The sequence below is a fragment of the Agromyces sp. NPDC056965 genome (genome assembly GCF_042673425.1).
Taxonomy (GTDB): domain Bacteria; phylum Actinomycetota; class Actinomycetes; order Actinomycetales; family Microbacteriaceae; genus Agromyces.
On the sequence record NZ_JBHURI010000046.1, the window covers coordinates 23,871 to 32,558 of the forward strand.

Annotated in this window: 11 protein-coding genes; 6 read left to right on the plus strand and 5 right to left on the minus strand. The window is 67.6% G+C overall.

The window, feature by feature from the left end; all coding sequences use genetic code 11:
• The first annotated feature begins 2 nt into the window (after window positions 1-2).
• Together ychF and ACFTQE_RS12845 are read left to right on the plus strand one after the other, a co-directional pair.
• Window positions 3-1,076: a redox-regulated ATPase YchF gene (gene ychF / locus ACFTQE_RS12840; protein ID WP_376925440.1), complete on the plus strand. Its 1,074-nt coding sequence runs from the start codon at window positions 3-5 to the stop codon at window positions 1,074-1,076.
• A gap of 188 nt (window positions 1,077-1,264) precedes the next feature.
• Window positions 1,265-2,134: a hypothetical protein gene (locus tag ACFTQE_RS12845; protein ID WP_376925441.1), complete on the plus strand. Its 870-nt coding sequence runs from the start codon at window positions 1,265-1,267 to the stop codon at window positions 2,132-2,134.
• 99 nt (window positions 2,135-2,233) lie between these two features.
• Here the strand turns inward: ACFTQE_RS12845 and ACFTQE_RS12850 are convergent, their stop codons facing one another.
• Entirely contained in the window at window positions 2,234-2,671 is a 438-nt protein-coding gene (locus tag ACFTQE_RS12850) for a VOC family protein (RefSeq protein ID WP_376925442.1), read from the minus strand.
• Between the two features lie 31 nt (window positions 2,672-2,702).
• Window positions 2,703-3,047 carry a LysR family transcriptional regulator gene (locus tag ACFTQE_RS12855; protein WP_376925443.1) on the minus strand — a complete coding sequence of 115 codons (345 nt, stop codon included), beginning with the start codon at window positions 3,045-3,047 and terminating at the stop codon, window positions 2,703-2,705.
• A 162-nt stretch (window positions 3,048-3,209) separates the two neighbouring features.
• Between ACFTQE_RS12855 and ACFTQE_RS12860 the strand changes: the two genes are divergently transcribed.
• Window positions 3,210-3,515, plus strand: coding sequence for an NIPSNAP family protein (locus ACFTQE_RS12860; protein ID WP_376925444.1), 306 nt, complete (start codon window positions 3,210-3,212; stop codon window positions 3,513-3,515).
• Window positions 3,516-3,522: 7 nt separating this feature from the next.
• Here the strand turns inward: ACFTQE_RS12860 and ACFTQE_RS12865 are convergent, their stop codons facing one another.
• A complete protein-coding gene (locus ACFTQE_RS12865; protein ID WP_376925445.1) occupies window positions 3,523-4,245 on the minus strand; it encodes a hypothetical protein in 723 nt (240 codons plus the stop codon).
• Between the two features lie 53 nt (window positions 4,246-4,298).
• Complete coding sequence (locus tag ACFTQE_RS12870) at window positions 4,299-4,526, minus strand: hypothetical protein (protein ID WP_376925446.1); 228 nt, start codon at window positions 4,524-4,526, stop codon at window positions 4,299-4,301.
• Window positions 4,527-4,613: 87 nt separating this feature from the next.
• On the opposite strand from ACFTQE_RS12870, the gene ACFTQE_RS12875 reads away from it, so the two are divergent.
• Complete coding sequence (locus ACFTQE_RS12875) at window positions 4,614-5,069, plus strand: NUDIX domain-containing protein (protein WP_376925447.1); 456 nt, start codon at window positions 4,614-4,616, stop codon at window positions 5,067-5,069.
• 13 nt (window positions 5,070-5,082) lie between these two features.
• Here the strand turns inward: ACFTQE_RS12875 and ACFTQE_RS12880 are convergent, their stop codons facing one another.
• Window positions 5,083-5,775 carry a GntR family transcriptional regulator gene (locus ACFTQE_RS12880; RefSeq protein WP_376925448.1) on the minus strand — a complete coding sequence of 231 codons (693 nt, stop codon included), beginning with the start codon at window positions 5,773-5,775 and terminating at the stop codon, window positions 5,083-5,085.
• Window positions 5,776-5,976: 201 nt separating this feature from the next.
• Here ACFTQE_RS12880 and ACFTQE_RS12885 point away from each other — a divergent pair, with 201 nt between their 5' ends.
• Window positions 5,977-7,008, plus strand: coding sequence for a YncE family protein (locus tag ACFTQE_RS12885; protein ID WP_376925449.1), 1,032 nt, complete (start codon window positions 5,977-5,979; stop codon window positions 7,006-7,008).
• 144 nt (window positions 7,009-7,152) lie between these two features.
• Complete coding sequence (locus ACFTQE_RS12890) at window positions 7,153-8,676, plus strand: ABC transporter substrate-binding protein (RefSeq protein ID WP_376925450.1); 1,524 nt, start codon at window positions 7,153-7,155, stop codon at window positions 8,674-8,676.
• The last annotated feature ends 12 nt before the right edge of the window (window positions 8,677-8,688 follow it).

An 8,688-nucleotide genomic window follows, 5' to 3' on the forward strand; every position in this document is an offset into this window, starting at 1 on the left:
CCGTGGCTCTCACTATCGGCATCGTCGGCCTGCCCAACGTCGGCAAGTCCACCCTCTTCAACGCCCTCACCAAGAACCAGGTGCTCGCGGCGAACTACCCGTTCGCGACGATCGAGCCCAACGTGGGCGTGGTGAACCTGCCCGATCCGCGGCTCGAGACGCTCGCCGGCATCTTCGGTTCGGAGCGCATCCTGCCCGCCGCGGTGTCGTTCGTCGACATCGCCGGCATCGTGCGCGGCGCGTCGGAGGGTGAGGGGCTCGGCAACAAGTTCCTCGCCAACATCCGCGAGGCCGACGCGATCGCACAGGTCGTGCGCGGCTTCGAAGACGCCGACGTCGTGCACGTCGAGGGCACGGTCGACCCGAAGTCCGACATGGAGACCATCAACACCGAGCTGATCCTCGCCGACCTCGAGACGCTCGAGCGCGCCATCCCGCGGTTCGAGAAGGAGATCAAGGGCAAGAAGCTCGACCCCTCGGTGCTCGAGGCCGCGAAGGCCGCTCAAGACGTGCTGCAGCGGGGCACGCCGCTCTCCGCGGCATCCGTCGACCTGACCCCCGTCAAGGAGCTCGGCCTGCTCACGGCCAAGCCCTTCATCTACGTGTTCAACGTCGACGAGACCGTGCTGACCGATGACGCCAAGAAGGCCGAGCTCGCGGCGCTCGTCGCGCCCGCCGAGGCCGTGTTCCTCGACGCGAAGATCGAGTCGGAGCTCATCGACCTCGACCCCGCGGATGCCGCGGAACTGCTGGCCTCGACCGGCCAGGAGGAGTCCGGCCTCGACCAGCTCGCTCGCATCGGCTTCGACACGCTCGGGTTGCAGACGTACCTCACGGCCGGCCCCAAGGAGTCGCGCGCGTGGACGATCCACAAGGGCGACAAGGCACCGCAGGCTGCCGGCGTGATCCACACCGACTTCGAGCGCGGCTTCATCAAGGCGGAGGTCATCTCGTTCGAGGACCTCGTCGAGACCGGTTCGGTCGCCGAGGCCCGCGCGAAGGGCAAGGCCCGCATGGAGGGCAAGGACTACGTCATGCAGGACGGCGACGTCGTGGAGTTCCGCTTCAACGTGTAATTCGTCCCGATCGGGGATTCTGCGACAAGAACGGCATTGTCTCCGGTGATTGCCAGCGCCGCTGGATCGGACGCTCCGGTGACGGATATGCTTCAGCCAGCACGAGGAGTGGCGCTCCGTGACCGCCGGACAACTTCTCATTCGCCTGGGGTTCGTTTGTATCGTCCGTGCGTTGGGGGGCTTCGTCTGTGAGTGAGATCATCGTCGAGCCGAGCCCGGCAAAGAGGCGTGGCTTGCGGTGGTGGATATGGGCGCTGATCGCACTCGCGGCGGTGGTCGTGCTTTCAATCCCCGTTCTGGGCATGTTCAGCTACATCGGTCATAGCCTGAGCGAGACGAGTCCGGACCAGCCGTTCATCGAAGGTTCGCCGCAGCAGCCGGATGCGACGGCTCCACTCACGTGCCTCCAACGGTGCTTCGAGCTGGACGCCGCGACGCGGATGGCGGTCTCCGCCGAAGACGTGGCCCACCTGTCGATCCAAGATGAGCGCTACGGCGTGGGGGCGTTCGAGCCGAGCACTGTGGCCGCGGTTGCGCCGGCCGCAGGGGAGCAGTGGCTCGCGCTCGGAGGAGACGAGGAATGCGCGTTCCTACCGGCCAACGCGCCGTATATCGCTGCCGGGCCCGGTAGCGACTCGGCAGACCCGATCAGCTGGGTGCAGACGTGGGAGACCGGCGACGAGGTGGTCGACATCGCGGCCCGCGCCTTCCCGACGACTGAGGAAGCCAGCGAGTTCATGCGCGACCTCCACGAGCGAGTTGCTGCCTGCCCCTGGCAGGACTTGGACATACCGACAGAGGGCGGCCTTGATTCCAGTCTCGTGCAGGTCACATCGCAAGCGGCCATCGACGTGCCGAACGAGGTCGCCGCAGTGGGATGGGTGCGCGAGGGGAGCTCAGGTCCTCGCTGGCGGTCGTACGTGTGGGACCTGCAGCGCGCCAATCTCGTTGTCCAAGTGCGTGTCCTCACGGACGGGCGCATCCTCGAGCAGCAGGTGGCGACGTTCGCCGAACTCCTGGCTGGGCGACTGGGTGACCTTGAAGCGGCAACGCTCTGAATGCGTTCGACGTGCACAACATCAGGTCAACGTGCGTTGGAAGCCAGAGGTTGTTCACTGACGCACGTGGTGGAGTTCCGCTTCAACGTGTGACGGCGCTCAGCCGAGCTCCTCGGCGAGTCCGACGAGAATGCCTTCGGGGCCGCGCACGTAGCAGAGGCGGTACACGTCCTCGTAGCGGACCACCTCGGTGCTGACGAGTTCGGTGCCGTGCCCGCGCAGACGGTCGAGGGTCGCATCGAGATCGTCCACTGCGAACATGACGCGCAAGTAGCCGAGCGCGTTCACGGGCGCGTTCCGATGGTCGGCGACGACCGCCGGTTCGATGAATCGCGAGAGCTCGATTCGACTGTGGCCGTCGGGCGTGCGCATCATCGCGATCTCGACGCGCTGATTTCCGAGGCCCGTGACACGGCCGGCCCATTCGCCCTCGACGACGGTCTGCCCCTCGAGCTCGAGTCCGAGTTCGCGGAAGAACTCGATCGCCGCTGCGAGGTCTTCGACGACGATGCCGACGTTGTCCATCTTCACGGTCATGGAGTCACCCTACAGAGGTGAACTCCGCGGGTCAGCGGCCCTGGCGCTTCTTGTAGGGCTTCGGCTTCCCCTTCACGATGGGGGCGCGGCCCTTGCCCTTCGAGGCCTTCGCCTTGCCGCCTGCCTTCACGACGGGCTTCTCGACGGGAGCGGGCGCCGCGGCGATCTCCGCCCTCGCCTCGTCGAGGAGGAGGACGCCGACCTTGGTCAGCTGGGTCTCGCCCTGCCGGGTGAAGAGCGGGTGCCCGACCTCGGCCTCGAGCTTCTCGATCGACGAGTAGAGCGAAGCGAGCGGAATGCCGAGGGCGTCTGCGGCTCGCGGGAAGTGCAGCTCCTCGGCGACTGCGACGAAGCGCCGAAGCAGGATGATGTTCACGGGGAGCCTTTCGTCGGCCAGCGCGAATCGCGGCCCTTCCTCAGGGTACGTGAGTCGGTGCTCGACGCAGCACGATTGGACGGGACCGCGCTGCCGCCGGGATACTCGTTGCGAGCTCCGCGCAGCGCCGAGTTCGCCGCCGAGAGAAACGAGTCGCCCCTGATGATCACCGTGCACCTGCGCTACGAGATCGACGCCGACAAGCTCGCCGAGTTCCGCGAGTACGGGGAGCGCTGGATCCGCCTCGTCAACCGGCTCGGCGGCGTGCACCACGGCTACTTCCTGCCGAGCGAGGGCGACAGCGACGAAGCGTTCGCGCTGTTCACGTTCCCGTCGCTCGCCGACTACGAGCAGTACCGTCTGGCCGCAGCCGACGACGCCGAATGCATCGAGGCGTACGAGTTCGCCGTCGAGACGAAGTGCATCCGGCGCTACGAGCGACGGTTCCTCTCGCCGGTCTTCGACTGAGGCGCGGCTACGCGGACGCGTCGTTGCAGGTGACGTCGGCGAACCAGGAGGAGGCGTACTCGTCGTTGCCGTAGACGACCGGCGTCAGTTCGCCTGCTGCCACGTCGAAGTAGCGGAGCGTTTGGACGTAGTCGGGAGTCCGCTGCTCGACCGTCTCCCCGAAGCCGATCGAGACGATCATGATCTCGCACGCGCTCTCGGGGATGAGCGCGGCCATCCAGCACCCCTGATCGAACTCCGCCGAGCACTGATCGACGTAGCGGGCATCGGAGTAGTACTCGATGGCGGCCGGGAACGTGAACCCCATCTCCGATGCGGAGTAGCGATCGACGCCCGTGGCATTCGAACTCTCCTCGAACTGCGAATCGGCGAGTTCGGTGAACCGCTCGGTGAGTGCCGTGACGCCGAAGGCGAGCCCGACGATGAGCCCGATGACGACGACGGATGCGCCTGCGGCGATCCCAGCGATCCAGCCCTTCGAGAGACCGCGCCGTGGAGCAGGGCTCCCCGGAGCCACGGGCCCGGAGGCGGGGTATTCGGCCAGAAGGGTCGCGCGAGCCTGCTGCAGCGTCGTCGCCCACCGGTCGGCCGCCTGTCGACTGCCGGCGTCGGGATAGCGTGACGGATGCCGCGCCCAGGCGGCGGCGCGGTACGCCGCATCGATGCTCTCGGAGGTCAGCGGGATCGCCGGGTCGAGGTTCAATGCGGCACGAGCGGCGATGGATTCCACGACGAGATCATATGGGCCGGCGGAGGCGCGCAGCACCGCGAGTTCTCACGGGATCAGGCGACGTGCTGCGCCGCCCCGCCGAGACCGCCGCCGAGCACTCGACTGATCGCCTCTGGAGCGGCCGTGAACCGCCCTTCTGCGCCGTCGTCGGCGACGTAGTGCACGCGGATGCCACGGCCGACGCGCGCGAGCTTGGTGACCTCGTAGCTGCGGCCCGAGACGTTGACGAGCGTGTCGCCCACGGCGAGGTGCCGGGTCTCTCGCAATTCGATCGTCGTCATAGTGAGAGTGTCTCAGTACCCACCGACATCCTGTCGCTGACCGATCGTGCGCACCGCAGGGCCGATCGGGTGTCCTACCCTCGACGCATGCCCGTCTCCGAGTACGTCACCGAGATCCGTCGCCATATCGGCACGCAACTGCTGATGCTGCCGGGCGTCACGGCCGTCATCACCAACGAACGCGGCGAGTACCTCCTCGCCAGGCATGTCGACGGCGATCGCTGGGGCTTCGTCGGCGGCGCCGTCGAGCCGCGCGAGGAACCGCGGGATGCACTGATCCGAGAGGTGCGCGAAGAACTCGGCACCGAGGTCGAGATCCACTCGATCCTGGGAGCCTACGGCGGGCCCGACCTCGTCACCACGTACGACAACGGCGATGTCGTCGCGTACGTCACCACGGCCTATCGCTGCCGCATCCTCGGCACCCCCGAGCTCGAGGCCGAAGAGCTCTCGCAAGCAGGGTGGTTCGATGCGCCGTCGATCCCGGCCCTCCCTCGATTCGCGTGGATCGACCGGGTCATCGCCGATGCGGAACGGTCGTGACGTCGATCCGGGGCTAGCCTTCGTCGGCGAGGAACGGTTCGAGCGCGGCGAGCACCGGCGACCGGCCGAGTTCGATGTGCGTGTACGCCTGCGCGGCGGCGAGCTCGGCGTTGCCGGCGACGAGCGCATCGTAGAGCTCCACGTGTTCGAGCACCTGCTCGTCTTCGCGGGCGTCATGGGTCAACTGGAAGATCCACTCCATGCGGCCGAGCATGGGCTTGAGGCTCCGCACGAGCAGGCTGTTGCCGCTCAGCCGCACGACCTCCTCGTGGAAGTCCAGGTTCGACGAGATCCCCGCCGACTCCTCACCGGCCGAGAAATGACGTTGCGAGCGCGTGAGAACCGCTTCGAGCCTCGCCGGTGACGCGAGGCCGTCGCGCAACCGCGTCGCCGCGTGCCGGGTGGCGAACGGCTCGATGCAGAGGCGGGCGTCGAAGAGCTCCTCGATGTCGCGGCGCGTCACCCGGCGAACGACCGCCCCGCGATGCGGTTCGGTCGCGATGAATCCTTCGGCCTCGAGCCGCTGCAGCGCTTCTCGAACCGGAACGCGAGAGACGGCATAGCGCTCGGACAGGTCGCGTTCCTTGAGCCTCGCTCCTGGGGCGGGCTCACCGGCGATGATCGAGCGGAGCAGGGCGCGGTAGACCCCGTCGGCAAGGGCCTCCCGATCGACGTCGTCGACCGCCGCGGGGGGTTCGTGCTGCACACTTCCTCCTCGAGCATCCGTCGGGAACCTGGTCGTGATCGACTCGTCACCCCGCATCGGAGGCGGGGCTGATCGCCGAAAACGGTTCGCGCAGGCACACTCTATCGCCATCGACGTTTCGTATACCAAATCTGGTACCGTCGCCCGAAAGCCTGCCGATCGGTCGGCAGGGAAGCGTTCGATGGTTGAGGAGAGTGGATCGTGACGGTTGCTGGCAATGCGGCGGGCAGGAACATCGGGGGCCTCGTGGTCCTGACGGAGAGCACGTCGAACGGACTCGTGTTCGTCGATCCGGCGAAGCGCGCGAACGCGGTGGTCGACCGCATCGAAGTGGGTGCGGCGCCGTGGGCGGTCGCCGTGCACGAGGGGAGCCGGCGGGCGTACGTCTCGACGGCGGAGGGGCTCGCGGTCGTCGATCTCGAGCGCCGTGAGCGCATCGCGCTGGTGCCGTACCTCGACCAGCCCGACGTCGTCGAGTACGGCGAGGAGCGGCCTGGTGGCACGGGAGCGGTGGTCACTCCCGACGGTGCATCCGTCTACGTTGCGGTCGCACGGGCGGGCAGGACGTCGACGGTCGAGCTCTTCGATGTCGGAGCCGGCGGGTTCGTGCGATCGCTCGAAGTGGGCCTGCGGCCCTTCGACCTGCAGATCTCGCCGCGGGGCGACGAGATCTACACGATCGACCACGATTCGTTCACCGTGCACACGATCAGGCTGGACGGCCACGAGGTGCTGCGGGCGGAGGTGGCGCCGTTCGGCACCGACGGCGGGCTGATGTCGCACCAGAAGCCGCACTACGCCGCGGTTGCCGCCGACGGCCGGTTGTTCATGCCGTACCAGGGGCGCGGGCTCGTGATCTTCGATCCGTCGACCCAGGCCTACGAGACCGAGCCGATGACGGGTGACACCCATCAGCACGGAGTCGGACTGACGGAGGACGGACGTCTGCTCGTCGTGGGCGTCGGGGCGATCGGCGGTGCGACGCAGGGGCCGAGCCTGACGATCCGCGAACTCGCGCACGGGCAGGAGCTGCTCGTGCCGCTCGAGAAGGGACACGAGAACGTGTTCGAGTGGGTGAGCACCGTCGACGGACGCGCGAAAGCGGTGCTGACCGGCGGTTCCACGAGTCGTGGGCCATGGGACGGGTTGACGGTCATCGACCTCGAGACGCTCGAGCAGTACGAAGTCCCGGTTCCCGGTCGCCCCCAGATGGGCGCGCTCATCGCCGCCTGAGGTACGTCTTCGGGTGCGCGAGCGGGTGGTTCCGGCGGGAATTCGAGCGGCTTGACTTGCGCCGACGGATCTTGCAAACTAGCCCGCAACACGATTTGGTATACCAAATCACGGAGGTACGTCTCATTCCAACGGAGGAACACGATGAAGGTACGGGCCGTCGGCGCCGTCGCAGCGATGCTGCTCGGAGCCACGATGTTTGCCGGCTGCATGGCCACACCGACCACCGGCTCGGGTGATGCCGCGGCCGGCGGTGGCGACGTGCGGCTGGCGCTCGCCGCGGAGCCGAGCAACACGGATCCGATCATGACGCGGTCGATCGCCGCGTGGAACATGTACTACGCCCTGTACGACGGCCTCACGCGCATCGCCGCAGACGGCGCGATCGAACCGGGCCTCGCCGAGTCGTGGGAGCACAACGACGACCTGACGGTCTGGGACTTCACGATCCGCGAGGGCGTCGAGTTCCACAATGGCGAGCCGCTCACCGCCGGGGACGTCGTGTACACGTACTCGACCATCCTGGCCTCCGACACCTCGACGAATCGACCGGCGATCGCCATGGTCGAGACGATCGAGGAGCTCGACGGGGGCATCGTCCGGTTCACGCTCAAGAACCCCTTCAGCGCCTGGATCAACCAGGTCGCGACGATCGGCATCGTGCCGGAGGACGTCTACGCGGCCGAGCAGGAGCAGTTCGTCGAGCACCCGGTCGGCACCGGTCCGTTCTCCTTCGTCTCGTGGAACCACGGCGTCGACTACACCGTCGAGCGCAATGACGAGTACTGGGGCACGCCGGCCGAGGCCGAGACGGTCACGTTCGCCTTCGTCGGCGCGGAGGACGCGCGGGTCACGGGCGTCGAGTCCGCAACGCTCGATGCAGCCGTGATCCCCCCGAACCAGGTGCCGGTGCTCGAAGGATCGACACGGGCCTCCGTCATCGAGAGCCCGTCGAACCAGGTCGTCTTCCTCGGCATCAACACGACGGCGGGGGTGCTCGCCGACGAGCGGATCCGGCAGGCGATCAGCCTCGCGGTCGACCGGGATGCGATCATCTCGACGCTGCTGGGCGGACTCGGCACGCTGAACGGCCAGCTGGTCGCCGAAGGCGTGACCGGATACGTTCCGGACTTCGCCACGCCGGAGTACGACGTGGAGGCTGCCGAGGCGTTGCTGGCGGAAGCCGGCTACGCGGGCGAGGAGATCCCGCTCGAGTACACGACCGTCGGGGGACTGCCGATGAGCGCGGAGGTCGCGCAGGCGATCTCGGGATACCTCGGGGCGGTCGGCCTGAACGTGAAGCTCGTGGGTGCCGAGCAGGCCAGTCAGAGCCTCTCGATCGCCAACCACGAGATCGCGGGCCTGTACCTGAGCTACTGGTCGCCCTCGAGCATGGACGGTGACGTCGTCGTGAACCAGCTCCTCGCCGGTGGGCCGGAGGACTACGCTCGCGACCCGGAGATGGCGGCGCTCTACCTGGAACAGCAGGCCGCGCCCGAGGCCGAGCGCGCTCAGGTGTTCGAGGAGATCTGGACGGCGAACGCCGAGCGCGTCTACCACGTGCCGCTGTACACGTCGTCGTTCACGTACGCCGTGAACCCGGGCCTCGAGTGGACGCCCGCGGTCGACGGGATCTTCCGCGCGAGCGAGGTCGCGCTCGGAAGGTGATCGACATCGTCC